Genomic DNA, 16,101 nt, shown 5'->3' on the forward strand with positions numbered 1-16,101 from the left:
TTGCCCGGTGGGTCTTGGGCTTAACGCCCCGCATTGAACCCGCACGCACCTGCCGCACCGATCGCGCCGGAAGCTTCGGCCACAGCCTGACCTCCGAAGGGAGAGGAGCGGGATGGCCTTGTGCCCCCTCCTGACCTGTGACGGGGCATATAACCTATATGGTTCGTTTTGTCAAGGTTTCACGCAAACGCGCCTCGTCATTCCCGCGCAGGCAGGAAACCCGTTGGCGCGAGGAATTATCGTCACAGTGCGACGGGTGTTGCTCATCGCTGGATTCCCGCCTGCGCGGGAATGACGATGGGAGTGTGCGACTTCAAATTGGCTGTCGCAATAAAGCTGCCGATATTGTTTTCGGCGCTAAACGGGACCTAAAGCCTGTGGGGTTACGCCGCTGGGGCGAACGGAGAAAAGCAATATGAATGAGGCGTATAATCCTTCGGACTTCAATGTTGGTCATTCAATCTTCCCTGACTTTAACGGTCAAGGTGGCCTTGTCATTTGTGGCTATGAGTGGGGCTATTCAGCAAAAGACGAAGCGCTTGAAAACGATGTGGAGCGATATGCTACGGTGAAGGAGCATCTGGCTTCCATCCAGACATTCCATTCCAAGGGGTGGGACTCACCCTACGACCGCCGCATTCATAAGTGGTTTGCCATGTTCGGCCACCCTCTCGGAGAAGCGGGTGGTTTCTCTGATTTCGACAAATCCGTCCTACAGACCAACTGGTGCGACGATATGGGCAACCAAGTCTCAGATTATGAGAAGTTCCTGTCTGACGGAAACCGATCAAACTTTCTCGGTCTCATGCGTGAGTATCGCCCCGCATTGCTTATCTTCATGGGCATCAAGCAACTCGAATACCTGCAAGATTCGAGGGTCAAGCCTGTCATGGAGGAAATATTCGGCCCGGAAGTGGCACCACTTCGATTTGAGCGGAAAGAAGAATTCGACGGGAGAAAGTTCCGGCTTGGCTTTCAGGATTTCACGGACTTGGCGATTGTTGCCTTGCCGCATCCCAGTGGAAGTATGGGCCTGAGTGACGCCTACATCGAACTTTTTGCTTCAGAAATCGGTCAAAAGATCGGCGCGTTCAAGCGCGACAAGGGCATCTCTGTGGCGTGACAGGTTGATCCGGGGAAAGTTCCCCTCCGTCATTCGCTGACGCGAATGCCACCTCCCCGTTTGTGCTTTGCAAAAACGGGGAGGATCTTGGTGGGCTTCATCGCCCCTTCCGCAGCACGATATACACTGCTCCCGCCCCGCCATGCCTCGGTTGCGCAGGCCGCACCGCTGCGATCTGGCTGGCGTGCGGGCTGTGGGCGAGCCAGTCGAGGAGTTTGGCGCGGATTACGCCTCGGCGGTTGCCGCGTTGGTCTTGTTCGTCGTGGGGGCGGGGTTTGCCGGCGATCAGGAGCATGACGCGGGCGCCCATGGCGATGGCCTGGGCGATGCTGCCGGTGAGGCGGGCGTGGGCAGCGTCGAGGGTGAGGCCGTGGAGGTCTATGGTGACGTCGGGGGTGATGGGCCCTCGTGACAGCTTGCGGTCCCAGCTGGAATCGAGGCCGTGGCTTTGCAGGGGGCGGGCGACTGGGGTTGGCGCTGGCGTTGGCAGCGGCGGGGGGACGCGGCCTTTCACGCGCTTTGCCGGTGGGGGCGGCGGGAGTGTGATGGAGCTGGCTGGCTCAACCGCCTTTGGGGCCTTGGGCCTTGGCGGGTGGAGCGGGGTGATCGTGGCGGCGACCTTGTTCCACAGGTCGGCCTCCTCCGGGGAGAGGCCTCTTGGCGCCCTGCTCACTGCTGGCCGAGACGCGCCAGCGTCCCTTTGGGCAGGAGGATGAGGGCGCGGCCCCTAGCGCTCATGCCGCCCGCGATCTGGCGGGCCTCTGCGCCTGCGCCCCAGAAGCTGTCAAAGCGGTTGGCACCCTGAATCGCGCCGCCGGTATCCTGCGCGACCCACAAGCCGCTGGCTTCCTTGCGGTCCACCTGCAGCCAGACGGGTGCGCCCAAGGGCACGAAGGCGGGATCGACCGCGACGGTGCTGCGGCCCGCGATGGGGACGTTCAATGCGCCGACCGGGCCGGGGCCGGTCAGTTCGCGGAAGAAGACGTAGCTGCGGTTCTGGCGCATCAGCTGTTTGCCGGCGTCGGGGAAATCGCGCAGGTATTGCTGGATGCCCTGCATCGAGCCGGAATACTGGCCGGGCGATGAGCCGATCAGCCCGCGCTCGCGCATCAAGGAGCCGATGCCGGTGTAGGGGTGGCCGTTCTGCCCGGCGAACCCCAGGCGGATCACGCTGCCATCGGGCGCGCGCAGGCGGCCTGAGCCCTGTATCTGGAGGAAGAAGAATTCGACCGGATCGGCGGCCCATGCGAGTTCGAGGCCCTTGCCTGCGAGCACGCCGTCATCGATCTGGCCGCGATCAAAGTAAGGGGTGAAGACGCCCGCATCGTCATAACGACCGAGCGGCATCTTGCCATCGGGCAGGGGTGGCGCGTCGCCCGGTCTGGCGCGGACGAGATCGGGCGGGAGGGCATAGACCGGAACGTCGAAACCCGGCTGGCGGGTGCGCGATCCTGCGATCTCCGGCTCGAAATAGCCGGTGACGAAGGCCGCGCCATCGCCGACTTCGGCGGTTTCGAAATAGGTGGTGAAGAAGCGCGCAGCCTCGCCCTCGGGCCAGGTTGGGGCGGCGGCGCAGGCGGGGGCCCAGTCCTCGGGACGGGTGAGGCCGGTGTTGTCTGTGCGGCGGGTAACGCGCGGGCAGGACTTGGCGAAGGCCTGCAGAGCGGCGGCGGTGTTCTCGGGCTTGAAGCCGAGGCCTGCGGTGACCGGGCCGCGCATGACGCCGGTGAGCGCGGCGGTTACGGGCTTGATGGCTGGTGGAGCGGGCGGGGTTACGGGGCGTGGGCCGGCGGTTTCGGGGACAAGCCGCACGCAGCCGCCAAGCAGAAAGAGCGCCGCGATGATCGCAGCGCTCCTGTCTTTGCCGAACCTCGAAAAAGCCTTCACTTGAAGCCTCAGGCCTCGTCAGTCTCATCGAGCAGCCAGTCGGGATCGCGCGAGGTAAGGTCGCGGCGGAAGGTCCAGAGATCGCGTGCTTCGATCGCATCGTCAAGCGAGCCGGCGATGACCTGACCTTCGGCATTGCGGGTGACCGAGGCGATGTCAGCCAGGAAGCGGACCGTAATGCGCGCGGTGCGGCCTTCGATCGAGGCGGCGACGATGCGCGCCTCCTCGATGCGAATCACGCGAGCGTCGATCACTTCGCCGGCAGCGATGCGGGCGTCGATCGCCGAGGTGAAGCCTGCGAGAACGTCAGCGTCGCAAAGCTGGGCCAGCTCGTCCTTGTCGCCGCGCCAGAAGGCTTCGAGGATCATGGCGTAGGCGCCCTTCGATCCTGCGAGGAACTGGGCGAGATCGAAGCGACGGTCAGCCGAGATGATCGCGCGCACGCCAGCTTCGGCGCTGTTGTCGAACGTGTTGGTTTCAGGCGCGGCCAGCTCGCGCGAGCGCGGAGCGGCCGAGCCACCCTGCTGCGTGACGGGCTGCTGCGTCCCCTTGGGGTTCTGCGCGGAGGGATCGGGCTGTTCGATCCGGCGGCGCATCGGTTCCTCGTCATGCTCGGGACGGCGGCCGAGGACGGAATAGAGACGCAGGCCGAGGAAGGCTGCAATCATCGCCAGGATCACAATTTGAACAATCACGCGCAAGATTCCCGAACTGTCCATGGCCCCTGCGGACGCATGGCGTCATTCCAACGTGCCTCAAATAGGTACGGATTACAAATGAACAACGCGTGCATGACCCTTTGGGCTCATCCCTTGGACAAGAATCTCGCCGGGTTGTTGCGTTCCTGCGCCAAAGAAAGGCGGATTGCGGGGCAAACCCCATGGTGCTAGTCGCGCCGACCAAGGGAAACCCAGACAGAAAGCACGTCTCTCATGGCCGAAGAAGGCAACATCATCTCGAATCTCAACCTTGATGGCCCGATGCCGAACGGTGAGGACACCTCGCCCGCGATCGGCCTGATCTCGCAGTACGTTAAGGACCTTTCGGTCGAGAACCCGAATGCGCCCGAATCCTACCAGTGGACCGAAGCCCCCGACATCGCGGTGGACTTCAACATCTCGGCCCGCGCGATCCAGCCCGAGATCCACGAGATCGAACTGAAGATCAACGTGACCTCGAAGGGCGCGCAGGGCACCGCGTTCATCGTCGAGCTGGCCTATTGCGGCCTCATCGGCATGCGCAACGTGCCGGACGATCAGGCGCACCCGTTCCTGTTTGCCGAAGGTCCGCGCATCCTGTTCCCGTTCGCCCGCCGCATCGTGGCCGATGCCGTGCGCGATCTCGGCTATCCGCCGCTGATGCTTGAGCCGATCGATTTCAACGGCCTGTACATGCAGCAGCTGGCGCAGGCCCAGGCGACGGCGGAAGCGACCCCGGCCGGTCAGGCCTGATCTGACACCCGATCCGGTGGCCCGAGGGATGCGCCCATGAACCTCCTCAAGGCCACCGGTTCGATTGGCGGGCTGACTTTGCTCAGCCGCATTCTGGGATTGGTGCGCGACAGCCTGTTTGCGCGCTTTGTCGGCGCGGCTTTCGCCTCGGACGCGTTCCTTGTCGCGTTCCGGCTGCCCAACATGTTCCGCGCGTTGTTTGCAGAAGGGGCGTTTGCCAGCGCCTTCATCCCGATGTTCAATAAGAAGGTTGCCGACCCCGAAGGCAAGGGTCTGCGCGACGGGCTGGACTTTGCCGAAGCGGCGCTTGCCGTGCTGCTGCCGGTGCTGCTGTTCATGACGGTGGTGCTGGAGGTTTTCGCCTGGCCGGTGACGCTGCTTCTTTCAGGCAGGTTCAACGGGGTGAGTGCCGACCAGTTCGCCTATGCTGTGGAACTGTCGCGCTGGACGATTCCGTACCTGATGCTGATCAGCATCGTATCTTTGTTCGGCGGCATCCTCAATTCGCTCGGCAAGTTCTGGGTCAACGCGGCGGCGCCGATCCTGCTGAACCTGACGCTGATCGTGGCGCTGCTGTGCTTCCATTCAGATGATCCGCTGGTGACCGCGCGCAATCAGGCGATTGCGGTATCGGTCTCGGGCGCGCTGCAATTGCTGTGGCTGGCCTGGGCCTGCCGCCGAAATGGCGTTCGGCTGCGGCTGCGCCGTCCGCGCCTTTCGCCCGAAGTGAAGCAATTGCTCAAGCTGATTCTGCCGGCAGCGGCGGGCGCGGGGGCGGTGCAGATCAATCTGGTGATCTCGACCGCGCTTGCCGCATCGCTGCTCGATCATGGCTCGGTCACCTATATCTACATGGCCGACCGCCTGAACCAGTTGCCGCTGGGGCTGATCGGCATCGGGCTTGGCACCGTGCTGCTGCCGACGATCTCGCGCCAGCTGGGCGGGGGCGAGGAAGCCGCCGCGATGGAAACGCAGAACCGCGGCATGGAACTGGCGCTGCTGCTGACCCTGCCCGCCACGGTCGCTTTGGTGCTGTGCGGCGAGCCGATTGCCGCGGCGCTGTTCGGCTATGGCAAGTTCGATGCGATGGACACGCATTTCACCGCGCAGGCGCTGGCGGCGTTCTCGATCGGGCTTCCGAGCTACATTCTGGTCAAGGTGCTGACGCCCGGATACTACGCGCGGCAGGATACGAAGACGCCGGTGCGCTATGCCACGATCTCGATGGTGGTGAACCTTGTCGGCAACCTCGCGCTGATCGTGCCGCTCAAGCACATGGGGCCGCCATTGGCCACGGCGATTGCCTCGACGGTCAACGTCTGGCTGCTCTATCACACGCTGGTCAAGCGCGGGCACTTTGCGGCTGACGCGCGGCTCAAGCGACGGACGGTGCGGCTGGCGCTGGCGGCGCTGGCGATGGGCGCCGTGCTGTGGGCGGGGCAAGGGCTGGTGATGCCCTATGTTCATGGGACATGGACGATCCGGATCGCGGCGATGGCGTCTCTGGTCACGTGCGGGGTCGTCGTCTATGGCCTTGCCGCCGTCCTTACCGGGGCTTTCCGGGTGGACGACCTCAAGCTTCTCCTGCGGCGTCGCCGCTCCAACTGAAGGCACTCAAATGCGTATCGTTTCGGGCATCCAGCCAACCGGCAATCTCCACCTCGGCAATTACCTGGGTGCGATCCGGAACTGGGTGCGCATGCAGGACGAGTGGTCGGCCAAGGGCGGGCAGTGCCTTTATTTCCTCGCCGATCTCCACGCGATTTCGATGCCGCATAGCCCTGCAGAACTGGCCGCCAACACGCGCGAGATGGTGGCAGCGCTGGTTTCGTGCGGGATCGATCCCGACAAGTCGATCCTGTTCAACCAGGCGCAGGTTCCGGCCCACGCCGAGCTGCAATGGCTGCTCAACGGCACCGCGCGGATGGGCTGGCTGAACCGCATGACGCAGTGGAAGGACAAGGCGGGCAAGAACCGCGAGGGCGCATCCGTCGCGCTGTTCACGTACCCTGTGCTGCAGGCGGCTGACGTCCTGCTCTACCAGGCGACGCACGTGCCGGTGGGTGAGGACCAGAAGCAGCATCTCGAGCTGGCGCGAGACATCGCGCAGAAGTTCAACAACGACTTCTGCCCGGAGGACGCGCCGCTGTTCACGCTGCCTGACCCGATCATCCCGCCCGAGGCCGCGCGCATCATGAGCCTGCGCGATGGCTCGGCCAAGATGAGCAAGTCCGATCCTTCGGACATGAGCCGCATCAACCTGACCGACGATGCCGATGCGATCATGCAGAAGGTGAAGAAGGCCAAGACCGATCCCGAGCCGCTGCCGGGCACGGTCGAAGGGCTGGCCGGGCGTCCCGAGGCGAACAACCTTGTCGGCATCTATGCGGCGATGGCCGGGATCAGCCCTGCCGAGGTGCTGACGCAGTTCGAAGGCAAGGGCTTCGGCCAGTTCAAGCCGGCGCTGGGCGAGTTGCTGGTCGAGACATTGTCGCCGATGGCTGCGCGCTACCGGCAGTTGCGCGAGGACGGCGAGGCACTGGACGCAATCCTCGCCAAGGGCGCTTTGAAGGCCCGCGATCTTGCTGCGCCGACGCTGGCGAAGACCTATCAGGCGCTCGGCCTCGTAAGGGGCTGATTTCCGGTCGCTTCGTTGCAAAACGTTACGTGCCTGCAACATATGTTGCAGGCACCATTCAACGTGCATTCAGCACTTCCCGTCCAAAAAGACGGCATGCTAAGCATGCGTGTGTCCGGCAAGGGGCGGCGGACGCATAACAGGAGTCGCTAGGATGAATTCCGTTTCGCAAGTGAAAGCCTCTTCGCATTCGCGGCGCCGCCTGCTCGGGCTGTCGGCGGTCTCGCTCATGCTCGTCACGCTCGCCGGTTGCACCACCCCGTTCAAGGCCGACGTCAAGCGCTTTCAGGCGCAGCTTCCTGCACCTGCGGGCCAGACTTTCGCCGTGGTTGCGGACGATCCCAAGGATGCCGGTGGCCTTGAGTTCGCGCAGTATGCCTCGCTTGTCGGCAGGCAGATGGAAAAGCTGGGCTACCAGCCCGCAGCGCCTGAATCTGCCGACCTGCTGGTCAAGTTCGATTATGGCATCGACGGCGGTCGTGACCGCGTTCGTTCCACCGGCTTCGCCGATCCCTACTGGGGCGGTTGGGGTGGCTGGGGCGGCTGGGGCCCGGGATACGGCCGTGGCTGGGGCCGCGCCGGTTTCTATGGCCGCGGTTGGGGCTGGGGCTGGAATGACCCGTTCTTCTTCGGCGGTGGCGGTTGGGGCGGCGGCGTTGACGTCGTGACCGTCTATACCTCGGGCATGGACCTCAAGATCGACCGCCGCGCCGATGGCCAGCGCCTGTTCGAAGGCAAGGCCGAGGCTGCGTCTTCATCGAACCGCCTGTCCTATGTCGTGCCGAACCTCGTCGAGGCGATGTTTACCGACTTCCCCGGCAATAACGGGGAAACGGTGAGGATCTCGATCGCACCGGAAAAGAAGACGGTGAAGAAGGTCAACTGACCTTCGCCCCGTCGGGTTACAGAAAGGGCCTCGCAGCGATGCGGGGCCCTTTTCGATTCAGCCCTTGAGCGCGGCGAGCCCGCCGGTGGAGCCAAAGCCGCCTTCGCCGCGCGCGGTGTGGTCGAGCGAGTCCGCCTCGATCCATGTCCCGCGCGTGACTGGCGCGACGACAAGTTGCGCCACGCGATCACCCCGGCGGATCGAGAAGACCTCTGCGCCAAGGTTGATCATGATGACCTTCAATTCTCCGCGATAGTCGCTGTCGATCGTGCCGGGGGTGTTGGGCACGGTGACGCCGTGCTTCAATGCGAGGCCGGAGCGGGGGCGGACCTGGATTTCGTAGCCTGCCGGGATCGCAACCGAGAGGCCGGTGGCCACGGCATGGCGTGCGCCGGGGGCGAGGTCCACGTCCTCGGCCGAGACCACGTCCATGCCAGCAGCCCCTTCGGTGGCGTAAGCGGGGAGGGGCAGATCGAGCCCATGGGGCAGGCGCTTTACAAGGACAGGGACTTCAGGCGAGTGCATCGGCAATTCTTTCGATCAGGAGAGCGGCGGCCGCGTCCTTGGGCAGTTCGGGAAGGCTTTCGACGCCCGAAGCGCTGACGATGTGCAGGGCGTTGATCTCGCCGCCCATCTGGTGCGTGGCGACATCGTTGGCGACGATCCAGTCTGCACCCTTGCGGGCAAGCTTGGCGCGGGCGTGATCGAGGACGTCATTGGTTTCGGCGGCAAAACCGACGACCAGCGGCGGGCGGCGGTCGGACTTGCACATTGCGGCAAGGATATCGGGGTTTTCGACCAGTTGCAGCGGCGGAACCTGGCCGGAGCCGTCCTTCTTGATCTTCTGCGCCGCTTCCCCGGCGCTGCGCCAGTCAGCCACGGCGGCGACCATGATCGCGACGTCTGCGGGAAGCGCGGCATCGACGGCAGCGGCCATCTGGCGGGCGGTCTCGACGTCGATCCGGGTCACCCCTGCGGGAGTGGGCAGGTTGACCGGGCCGGAGACGAGCGTGACTTTCGCCCCCGCGCGCGCGGCGGCGGCGGCGATGGCGTAGCCCTGCTTGCCGCTCGACCGGTTGGCGATGTAGCGCACCGGGTCAATCGGTTCGTGGGTGGGGCCTGCGGTGATGAGGACGTGGCGGCCCGTTAGCGGTCTGCTTTCGCTGCCAAGCTGCCGCGCAATCTCCGCGCAGATCGCGGATGGTTCGGGCAGGCGGCCGGGGCCGAATTCGCCACAGGCCATGGCGCCTTCGTCGGGCTCCATCACCGTCACGCCATCGCCGCGCAAGGTGGCGACGTTGCGCTGCGTGGCGGGGTGCTGCCACATGCGCACGTTCATGGCGGGAACGGCGAGGACCGGCTTGTCGGTGGCTAGGAGCAGCGTGGTGGCCAGATCGTTGGCAATGCCGCCCGCCATGCGCGCCATCAGGTCTGCCGTGGCAGGGCAGACGACGACGAGATCGGCCTGACGCGAGAGTTGAATGTGGCCCATCTCGACCTCGTTCTTGAGATCCCACAGCGTGGTGTGGACGGGGTTCTCGCTCAAAGCCGCGAGCGTCATGGCGGTGACGAAGTGCGATCCGCCCTCAGTCAGCACGCAGGTGACCGAGGCACCTTCCTTGCGCAGCAGGCGGACGAGTTCGCACGATTTGTAGGCCGCGATGCCGCCGCCGATGATGAGCAGGATGCGCCTACTGTTCATGGTGCCGTTCATGGATGGGGCTTGTGCAATGGCGGGGGCTTGCGCGCAATCCTTTTGCGCAGGGACTGCTGATGCGGCACAGTCTGCATCAAACCACAATTGGGACCGGATGATGAGACTGATATTGACGGCGCTGGTGTTCCTTGCAGGCCTGTTCGACCTGTTCCTGGCAATCGGGTTCCTCACCGGGCCGGAGCAGGCGGCCATGGGTTTCGGTATTGCGGCCACCGGGGTCGGCGGCGTTTCGACGATCCGCGCCGATTTCACCTCGTTCTTCGGCGTGGCGGCGTTCTGCATGATGTGGGGCGCATGGCGCCGGAATGCTGACCTGATGCTGGTTCCGGCGCTGCTGTTCGGCACCTCGTTCGTGGGCCGCGCGATCAATCTGGCGGTGACGGGAGCATATCCCGGCTGGTCGGTGCCGATGGCGGTGGAAGCGGCGCACGTGGTGCTGATGCTGGCGGCCTGGCGGATGCTGCCGCATCACAAGCTGGGCGAGATTGCGGGGTGACGCCGCAAGCCTTCCCGCTTGGCCAGTACTTCGCTCAGCTTGCCGGCGATGATCGATGCCTTCCGGTGGAGGTGGACGCCGCGTTCTGGGAAACCGGCGTGAGCGAGCTACCGCCGGGGCGTCTGGTCAGCATGTTCGAGAGTGCCAGCGACTGGGCAGTATGGGAATGTCACCCGCAGGGCGAGGAGATGATCATCCAGATCGAGGGCGAGCTGGTGCTGATCCTCGAGCAGGACGGCGTGGAGGTTCGCGTGCCGCTGCGCGCTGGCGAATTTGCAGTGGTTCCGAAGGGCATCTGGCATACCGCTGATGCGCCAGGTCCGGGCAGGGCGATATACATCACCCCCGGTGAGGGAACGCAAAGCCGCGAACGGCTATGATCCCGTCAGGCCTTGGGCATCGTCCCGGGCCTGAGATAGTCGAACATGTGAGCGACGTAATCTGCCTTGCCCAGACTGACGCCCCGATGGCGGAGAATGGCGTAGGCAATCATGATGTGGAAGTAGAACTGCCCCAGCGCCCAGTCACGGCTGTACTGGTCCACGCTCAGGTCGAACACCATGCCATTGGGAAGTTCGTGAGCGATCGCAGCGGTGCCGTCCGATCCTTCACCCTCGGGAAGTGCCGATACCAGCGAAATCGTCTCGGCAATCCTGGCCCGTGCGTCGGCCAGTGAACCCGGACGCTCTCCGGCCTCGCGAGCTTCCTTCAGCATGGTCGCATGCAGCGGTGGCAAGGCAATCCCCTGTAGCCGGTGGACGCCCTCAAGCGCCTGTGCACAGGCAAAGCGGACCTGGGTGGCCAGAGGAAACATGTCGAGCGCAAGCCGCGCTGACGACAGCGCGGTCACTTGTGCATCAGGCAATTCGCGTTCGGCCTTGTCCAGCCAGTTCGACAGTGCGGCGAGCATGTGCCGATACGTCGGGGCGAGGAGTTCGAACGGAGTCATGGTGCTTCTTTTTCAACCGGATTGCGCCGCGCTTTCCACCGTGCCCATAGTGCGAAGACGGCGCGTTGGGCGGGGCGTTCGAACCGGGCGTGGCTGACGAAGCCGGCGGCGATGGCAAGGCTCACGTAAAAGATCAGGAACCACGGCTCGCGGGCGATGTCGCGGGTGAGGCCGGTGGAATCGATGATTAGCACGAGCGCGAGCTGGATCGGAATATGCCAGAGGTAGATGCCGTAGGAGGCATCGCCGAGCTTCTGGCCGAACTGGAGGCGGCTCCCCCCCTCCCTGTGATCGTCGTCGTTGAGGTCAAGCGCGAGTGTCAGGAACAGGATCGAGAACGTGCCTGCGATGGTGGCAGCATCGCCGCTGCGGTAGTTGGCCTTGAGCAGAAAGGCGCTTGCCAGAAGGGCCATCCCCAGTGGCAGCAAAGTTGCCGGGCGCAGCCAACCTTTCAGCGTCGCGCCGTATGCCGCGCAGCCGAGGAAGAAGTATCCGACGCAGGCCAGCACGTCCTTGTTGGGCAGTCCCTTGAGCATGCCGTAAAGCAACAGCGCGCCCAGCGGCAGCGCCAGTGCCAGCGGGGCACGGCGCAGCGCCGGAATACTCACGAAGAAGACGAGGTAGGCGAGGATCTCGGTCGACAAGGACCACGAGGGGCCGTTGAACGACTGGTTGTCCTGCCAGCCCCAGTATTGCATCAGCGGGATCGACAGCAGGAAGTGCTTCAGATCGTTGGTGTGGTAGATGAACTCTGTGCCGCTGCGGGCGAAGTATATGCCCTGGAGCAGCGCCATCAGGCCCAACGTCAGCAGGTGTAGCGGCCAGAGGCGCGCAATTCGGGCGAGCCAGAAGCGCGCCTTGTAGTTGGCGTCTGCCAGATAGACGTGGGCGAAGACGAAGCCCGAGACCGCCCAGAAATACTGCACGGCGGTGTGGCCGTGGTTGTAGAACCAGCTGAGCCATTCGTACCATGGCTGGATCGCGCGGTTGACGTTCACATGGTACGGCACCGGCGGCACGAAGATGTGCTGGTAATGCCAGAACAGGACCATGATCGCCGCCAGCAGGCGCGACAGGTCCAGCGCGTGGAAATGGCGCTTCGGTAGGCGCAGGTGCGAAAGTCTGTGCGGCAAGGTCGCGGTCTTCTTAGCCCCACCAGCCGAGCGCGTGGGTGCCGATGACAAGCGCGCCGCCAGCGAGGAAGGTGACAATCTGCGCGAGCAGGCCGGGCCCGCGCTTGCGGCGCTTGCGCTGCCACATCAGTTCGATCTTCGGCAACGGAGGTGCTTCGGGTGCGCCGCCCTTGGGCGGGAAGCGGTCCTCTATGCGGCGGATCAGGTCGGGAATGCGCAGGAGAGTCTGCGTGTCCTCGCGGATGCGGTCGGCGATGGCGGCCTCGGGGCCCAGCTCGTCGCGCACCCAGGCGCGGACGAAGGGAGCCGAAGTTTCCCACATGTTGATCTCGGGATCGAGCTGGGTCGCGATGCCTTCGACCATGACCATGGTTTTCTGCAGCAGCAGCAGGTGCGGCTGGGTCTGCATGTCGAAATCGCGGGTGATGGCGAACAGGCCATCGAGCATCTGGCCGACCGAGAGTTCGGAAACCGGCTTGCCGCGCATCGGTTCGCCCACCGCGCGCAGGGCCGTGGCGAATTCATCGACCGAGTGGTAGCTCGGCACGTATTGCGCCTCGAAGTGGATTTCTGCGACGCGGCGGTAGTTGCCGGTGGTGAGGCCGTAGAGAATCTCGGCGAGCCACTGGCGGGCGCGGCGGTCGATCCGGCCCATGATGCCGAAGTCGATTGCGGCGATGGTGCCATCGGGTTCGACGAAGAGGTTGCCCTGGTGCATGTCGGCGTGGAAGTAGCCGCCGCTGATCGCCTGCGTGAGGAAGGCGAGGACGAGGCGTTGGGCAAGGGCCTTGCGGTCATGCCCGGCAGCGTCGAGCGCAGCCGTGTCGCTGATCTTGATGCCGTCGATCCAGTCGAGCGTCATCACCCGGCCGTTGGTGCGGTCCCAGTCGATGTCGGGCACGCGATAGCCGGCGTGGGCACGCATGGTGTCAGCCAGTTCCGATGCCGAGGCGGCTTCGCGGCGCAAATCGAGCTCGCGCACGGTCCAGCGCTTGAAGTTCGCGATGACCATGCGTGGGCGCAGGCGGGATGCTTCGCCACCAAGGCCTTCGAGGTGGGCAGCGGCCCATTCGTAGGTGTCGATATCGCGGGCGAACTTCTCGCGCACGCCGGGGCGCAGGATCTTGACCGCGACGGCGCGGCCCTCGGTCGTCACCGCGCGATGGACCTGTGCGACCGAGGCGGCGCCGACGGGCACCGGATCGAACGAGGAGAACAGCGCCTCCAAAGGCTTTTCGAACGAGCGTTCGATCTCTGCACGGATCAGGGCGAAGTCCACCGGGGGCAGCTGGTCCTGCAGTGCGAGCAGGTTGTGCGCAGCTTCCTCGCCCACGAGATCGGGCCGGGTGGCGAGCGTCTGCCCGAGTTTGATCGCGGCTGGGCCGATGGCGCGGAAGGCTCCGGCATAGTCGGGCGTTTTCGGCTGGATCGTGCCGAATCGTGCGACCTTGCACAGGGTGCGCACGGGCGCGGGCGTGTTCGGATCAGCCTCGATCCCGCGCAGCGCGCCGTGGCGGGCAAGCGTGCGGCCCCAGCCGAGCAGGCGGCGGATATGCGTGGCGGGAAGGGTCAAGCGATCAGACCTTCCACCCCGAATGGATCGCGACAAGGCCGCCGAGGATCGGCTCGACCCGGGTGCGCTTGAACCCGGCGGCTTGGATCATCTTCTCGAATTCGGGCATCGTCGGGAAGCGGCGGATCGATTCGATCAGGTAGCGATAGGAATCCTCGTCGCCCGCGATCATCTGGCCGAGCTTGGGGACCAGCTTGTGCGAATAGGCGTCGTAGATTTCGGAGAAGCCGGGCCATTCGGTGGTCGAGAATTCGAGGCAGAAGAAGCGGCCACCGAACTTGAGCACGCGGTGCGCTTCGGCAAGGGCGCGGTCGATGTGGGTCACGTTGCGGATGCCGAAAGCGATGGTGTAGGCATCGAACACCCGATCGGGGAAGGTGAGTTCCTCGGCGTTCTGGCGTGACCATTCGAGGCCCTCAATGCCGCGCTTGCTCGCGCGCTCGATGCCGACATCGAGCATGTCCTGGTTGATGTCGGACACGGTGATGGCAGCGCCGTGCTTTGCCATGCGGAAAGCGATGTCACCGGTGCCGCCGGCCATGTCGAGAATCGCCTCGCCAGGCTGGGGGCGCACGCGGCGGACGAACTTGTCCTTCCACAGGCGGTGCATGCCCACCGACATCGCATCGTTCATCACATCGTACTTGCGCGCGACGTTCGAGAAGATCGCGCCGACGCGCTCTTCCTTCTGGTCTGCCGGAATGTCTTCGTAGCCGAACGAGGCTGTTTCTTGCGCGGTTTCCGTGGTGCTCATGCCTTGGCCCTTTAGTGGGGAATTGCCCGGACGGCAAAGACTGTTAGGGGTGATGGGGACATGCCCGAATTGCCCGAAGTAGAAACGACCGTGCGAGGTCTTGCAACCGTGCTCGATGGGCAGGTCATCACCCGTGTGGCCTTGAACCGCGCCGACTTGCGGCGCCCCTTCCCCGTGGACCTTGCACAAGGGCTGACGGGGGCGCGGGTGACGGGGCTTTCGCGGCGGGCGAAATATGGGCTGATCCATACCGACCGCGAGCGCACTATGGTGTTCCACCTGGGCATGTCGGGGCGCTGGCGAATCGATCCAGAGGACATCGGCAAGCACGATCATCTGGTGCTGGAAACGGCTGAGGGCCGCGTGCTTTCGCTAAACGATGCGCGGCGGTTCGGTTCGGTCGATCTCGTCGATGATGCTGCGCTGGACAAGTGGCCGCAGTTTGCTGCGTTGGGGCCCGAGCCTCTGGGGCCGGGATTGACTGCAGGACACCTTGCCGCCGCGTTCAAGGACCGCATTGCGGCGGTCAAGCTGCTGCTGCTCGACCAGCGGATCGTGGCGGGGCTCGGCAATATCTATGTCTGCGAGGCGCTCTTTCGTGCGGGCATCCATCCCGAACGGGAGGGCGGCAAGGTCTCGCGCAAGGCGCTGGGGCTGCTGGTTCCGGCCATCCGCGAAGTGCTCGAGGAATCGATCGCGGCGGGTGGTTCGACCTTGCGCGACTATGCCCGGCCTGATGGCGAACTGGGCTATTTCGCCAAGGACTGGCGCGTCTATGGCCGCGAGGGTGAGCCGTGTGCATGCGGCGGAACCGTGCAGCGGATCGTGCAGGGCGGGCGTTCGACCTTCTTCTGCCCGAAATGCCAGAAGTAGCCCGAGCGGCTGTGCTGGACGGGAAGTCGGAGCGGTAGCGGGAATGGATATTCGCGCTTAAAGCCATTCCAGCGTCCCCAAGGGATTTGACCAAAATGGCCCAGCACTGCGTTGGAGGGCCCTGAAACAGAACCACTATTCCTGCGCCATCCGCCTTGTGCTGCGCCGTTTTGTCTCAAACCTCGAAGGCGCGATTGATAGGTCCTGACCCTAGCGCAATGGTGTTGGTTCAGATCGTGAAATGGCGTCAGATCGGGAAGTGCCCGGGCTGGGTTTCCATGGTGATCCAGCGCAGTTCGGTGAAGCTGTCGATGCCGGCCTTGCCGCCAAAGCGGCCGTAGCCCGATGCGCCGACGCCGCCGAAGGGCATCTGCGCCTCGTCGTGCACGGTCGGGCCGTTCACGTGGCAGATGCCTGATTTGATCTGGCGCGCCACGCGCAGGCCGCGCGCGGTATCACGCGTGAACACGGCAGCCGACAGCCCGTACTCGGTGTCGTTGGCCAGTTCGATCGCATGGGCCTCATCGCGGGCCCGGATCACGCCGACAACCGGGCCGAAGCTTTCATCGCGGAACAGCTTCATGTCCTGCGTCACGCCATCGACGACGTGGGCGGGCATCA

The 16,101-nt window shown here is 64.5% G+C and carries 18 protein-coding genes; 8 read left to right on the forward strand and 10 right to left on the reverse strand.

Translation table 11 applies throughout. From position 1 onward, the window contains the following. Positions 1–415: 415 nt before the first annotated feature. On the forward strand, positions 416–1,123 hold the full coding sequence (locus IQ25_RS20775; protein ID WP_144908186.1) for a hypothetical protein: 708 nt from the start codon (positions 416–418) through the stop codon (positions 1,121–1,123). A 97-nt stretch (positions 1,124–1,220) separates the two neighbouring features. Here the strand turns inward: IQ25_RS20775 and IQ25_RS20780 are convergent, their stop codons facing one another. From IQ25_RS20780 to IQ25_RS20790, 3 genes are read right to left on the reverse strand one after another with little or no spacing between them, the layout of a single operon-like run. After that, positions 1,221–1,796 carry a Smr/MutS family protein gene (locus tag IQ25_RS20780; RefSeq protein WP_144908187.1) on the reverse strand — a complete coding sequence of 192 codons (576 nt, stop codon included), beginning with the start codon at positions 1,794–1,796 and terminating at the stop codon, positions 1,221–1,223. Beyond that, positions 1,793–3,010: a murein transglycosylase A gene (mltA, locus tag IQ25_RS20785; RefSeq protein ID WP_144908188.1), complete on the reverse strand. Its 1,218-nt coding sequence runs from the start codon at positions 3,008–3,010 to the stop codon at positions 1,793–1,795. The genes IQ25_RS20780 and mltA overlap by 4 nt, the downstream gene beginning before the upstream one ends. A gap of 8 nt (positions 3,011–3,018) precedes the next feature. After that, positions 3,019–3,705 (reverse strand): Tim44/TimA family putative adaptor protein, encoded by a 687-nt coding sequence (locus IQ25_RS20790; protein WP_181447299.1) that lies wholly within the window; start codon positions 3,703–3,705, stop codon positions 3,019–3,021. 237 nt (positions 3,706–3,942) lie between these two features. On the opposite strand from IQ25_RS20790, the gene secB reads away from it, so the two are divergent. The 4 genes from secB (at position 3,943) to IQ25_RS20810 (ending at position 7,985) form a co-directional block, all read left to right on the forward strand. Further along, the gene (gene secB, locus IQ25_RS20795) at positions 3,943–4,461 is read left to right on the forward strand and encodes a protein-export chaperone SecB (RefSeq protein ID WP_144908189.1); all 519 of its coding nucleotides are present in this window, start codon (positions 3,943–3,945) and stop codon (positions 4,459–4,461) included. Positions 4,462–4,497: 36 nt separating this feature from the next. Continuing rightward, positions 4,498–6,069 carry a murein biosynthesis integral membrane protein MurJ gene (gene murJ, locus IQ25_RS20800; RefSeq protein WP_144908190.1) on the forward strand — a complete coding sequence of 524 codons (1,572 nt, stop codon included), beginning with the start codon at positions 4,498–4,500 and terminating at the stop codon, positions 6,067–6,069. A gap of 10 nt (positions 6,070–6,079) precedes the next feature. Next, complete coding sequence (gene trpS, locus IQ25_RS20805; protein ID WP_144908191.1) at positions 6,080–7,099, forward strand: tryptophan--tRNA ligase; 1,020 nt, start codon at positions 6,080–6,082, stop codon at positions 7,097–7,099. Positions 7,100–7,253: 154 nt separating this feature from the next. Continuing rightward, positions 7,254–7,985, forward strand: a complete 732-nt coding sequence (locus tag IQ25_RS20810) for a DUF4136 domain-containing protein (protein ID WP_144908192.1) — start codon at positions 7,254–7,256, stop codon at positions 7,983–7,985. 57 nt (positions 7,986–8,042) lie between these two features. On the opposite strand, the gene dut is transcribed toward IQ25_RS20810, so the two are convergent. After that, positions 8,043–8,510, reverse strand: a complete 468-nt coding sequence (gene dut / locus IQ25_RS20815; RefSeq protein ID WP_144908193.1) for a dUTP diphosphatase — start codon at positions 8,508–8,510, stop codon at positions 8,043–8,045. Then, positions 8,497–9,687, reverse strand: a complete 1,191-nt coding sequence (gene coaBC / locus IQ25_RS20820; RefSeq protein WP_144908194.1) for a bifunctional phosphopantothenoylcysteine decarboxylase/phosphopantothenate--cysteine ligase CoaBC — start codon at positions 9,685–9,687, stop codon at positions 8,497–8,499. Before coaBC ends, dut begins: the two co-directional genes overlap by 14 nt. A 112-nt stretch (positions 9,688–9,799) precedes the next feature. On the opposite strand from coaBC, the gene IQ25_RS20825 reads away from it, so the two are divergent. After that, positions 9,800–10,198 carry a hypothetical protein gene (locus IQ25_RS20825; protein ID WP_144908195.1) on the forward strand — a complete coding sequence of 133 codons (399 nt, stop codon included), beginning with the start codon at positions 9,800–9,802 and terminating at the stop codon, positions 10,196–10,198. After that, a complete protein-coding gene (locus IQ25_RS20830) occupies positions 10,195–10,578 on the forward strand; it encodes a cupin domain-containing protein (protein ID WP_144908196.1) in 384 nt (127 codons plus the stop codon). The genes IQ25_RS20825 and IQ25_RS20830 overlap by 4 nt, the downstream gene beginning before the upstream one ends. Before the next feature lie 5 nt (positions 10,579–10,583). On the opposite strand, the gene IQ25_RS20835 is transcribed toward IQ25_RS20830, so the two are convergent. From IQ25_RS20835 to ubiE, 4 genes are read right to left on the reverse strand one after another with little or no spacing between them, the layout of a single operon-like run. Then, complete coding sequence (locus IQ25_RS20835; protein WP_144908197.1) at positions 10,584–11,147, reverse strand: DUF1993 family protein; 564 nt, start codon at positions 11,145–11,147, stop codon at positions 10,584–10,586. Further along, positions 11,144–12,280, reverse strand: coding sequence for an acyltransferase family protein (locus tag IQ25_RS20840; protein ID WP_258537089.1), 1,137 nt, complete (start codon positions 12,278–12,280; stop codon positions 11,144–11,146). Before IQ25_RS20840 ends, IQ25_RS20835 begins: the two co-directional genes overlap by 4 nt. A 13-nt stretch (positions 12,281–12,293) precedes the next feature. Next, a complete protein-coding gene (gene ubiB, locus IQ25_RS20845; protein ID WP_144908198.1) occupies positions 12,294–13,853 on the reverse strand; it encodes a 2-polyprenylphenol 6-hydroxylase in 1,560 nt (519 codons plus the stop codon). 4 nt (positions 13,854–13,857) lie between these two features. Next, complete coding sequence (gene ubiE, locus IQ25_RS20850) at positions 13,858–14,607, reverse strand: bifunctional demethylmenaquinone methyltransferase/2-methoxy-6-polyprenyl-1,4-benzoquinol methylase UbiE (protein ID WP_144908199.1); 750 nt, start codon at positions 14,605–14,607, stop codon at positions 13,858–13,860. A gap of 60 nt (positions 14,608–14,667) precedes the next feature. Here ubiE and mutM point away from each other — a divergent pair, with 60 nt between their 5' ends. Beyond that, positions 14,668–15,480: a bifunctional DNA-formamidopyrimidine glycosylase/DNA-(apurinic or apyrimidinic site) lyase gene (mutM, locus tag IQ25_RS20855; RefSeq protein ID WP_144908200.1), complete on the forward strand. Its 813-nt coding sequence runs from the start codon at positions 14,668–14,670 to the stop codon at positions 15,478–15,480. Positions 15,481–15,727: 247 nt separating this feature from the next. Here the strand turns inward: mutM and IQ25_RS20860 are convergent. Beyond that, positions 15,728–16,101 (reverse strand): aldehyde dehydrogenase family protein (locus tag IQ25_RS20860; RefSeq protein WP_144908201.1); only part of this gene is annotated, 374 nt, incomplete at its 5' end.

The organism is Novosphingobium taihuense, from assembly GCF_007830315.1.
GTDB lineage: Bacteria > Pseudomonadota > Alphaproteobacteria > Sphingomonadales > Sphingomonadaceae > Novosphingobium > Novosphingobium taihuense.